The organism is Candidatus Eisenbacteria bacterium (genome assembly GCA_035712145.1).
Classification (GTDB): domain Bacteria; phylum Eisenbacteria; class RBG-16-71-46; order RBG-16-71-46; family RBG-16-71-46; genus DASTBI01.
In genome coordinates this window covers 1-1,159 of record DASTBI010000044.1, presented here as the reverse complement: position 1 = coordinate 1,159, position 1,159 = coordinate 1, and the positions used below count along the sequence as shown (strand labels likewise).

1 protein-coding gene is annotated in these 1,159 nt (G+C 63.2%); it reads left to right on the top strand.

Annotation, left to right across the window (positions count from 1 at the left end):
• Positions 1-1,159 (top strand): sigma 54-interacting transcriptional regulator (locus VFQ05_02710; GenBank protein ID HET9325664.1); only part of this gene is annotated, 1,159 nt, incomplete at both ends.

Sequence of the window (1,159 nt, the reverse complement as noted above, 5' to 3'; positions counted from 1 at the left end):
CCGAATCCCGTCGCGCCCTTCTGACTTCCGAGTTCATCGGCGACACGTACCTCGAAGAGGGCGACGCGCAGACCGCCCTCGACCGCTACAACTCGGTCTGGCCGCTCGCCATCGCGCTGGTGCCCAAGGGCGACATCGTCGCTGAACTCCGTCGCCGGCGGGCCGAAGCCTTCTACATGCTCGGTCGCTACGAGGAAGCTCACATCGAGGCCAGGGGCGCTCTCGATCATTGCCGTGAGCTCGGCGACCGATACGAGGAAGCGGCGGTGTATCGCACTCTCGCGCAAACGGCCGCCAGGCTGGGCAAATCCATCGAAGCCAAGAAGTGGTTCGAACAGGGATTCGCCTACTACGAAGACATCGAGACCCCCTATGAATGGGGCAAGCTGTGGATGGCGTATGGCGACTGGCTTCTGAGTCCTGAATCGGGGGACTACGCGGACAAGAGAGGAGCGGTCGAAGCTTATCGAGCAGCCCACGAGTTGTTCGAACGGATGGGCGCCCAGGGAATGCTCGCGAAGGTATCGGAGCGTCTGCGTGTCCAGACCGAGACCGCTCCGGCTGTGCAGGCTGTCATCGTCGAGCCGCGACGGCCCGCACGGCGACCGAGAGGATCGGCCGAGCTCGAGCGTCGAGCGGAATGGGCGAAGGAGACCTATGGGTTTGTTACCCGCAACAAGGTCATCCTGGATCTCTTGTCGGATGTGGCGAAGCTCGCCAAGAGCGGTGCGCCATTGCTCATCCTGGGTGAGTCCGGCACAGGCAAGGAACTGGTTGCTCGTGGCGTCCACAAGCTGTCGGAGCGGCCCGGCAACTTCATGCCGATCAACTGCGGGGCGCTGCCGCGGGAAGTCATCGAGAGCGAGCTGTTCGGCCATGTCGCCGGCGCTTTCACGGGCGCAATGCGTGACAAGCCGGGGATTTTCGAGAGCTGTCATCGAGGCACCGTGTTCCTCGATGAAATCGCCGAGATGTCGCTGGAGCTCCAGTCACGGCTGCTTCGGTTCTTGGAGAGCGGCGAGTTCCGCCGCGTCGGATCGAACAAGAACGTGGCGGTCGACACGCTGATCGTTGCCGCGACGAATCGCGACCGCAACGATCTCGAGAGAGGCGAGGGATTCCGGGTCGACCTCTACTATCGCCTGGCCCATGCGGTCGT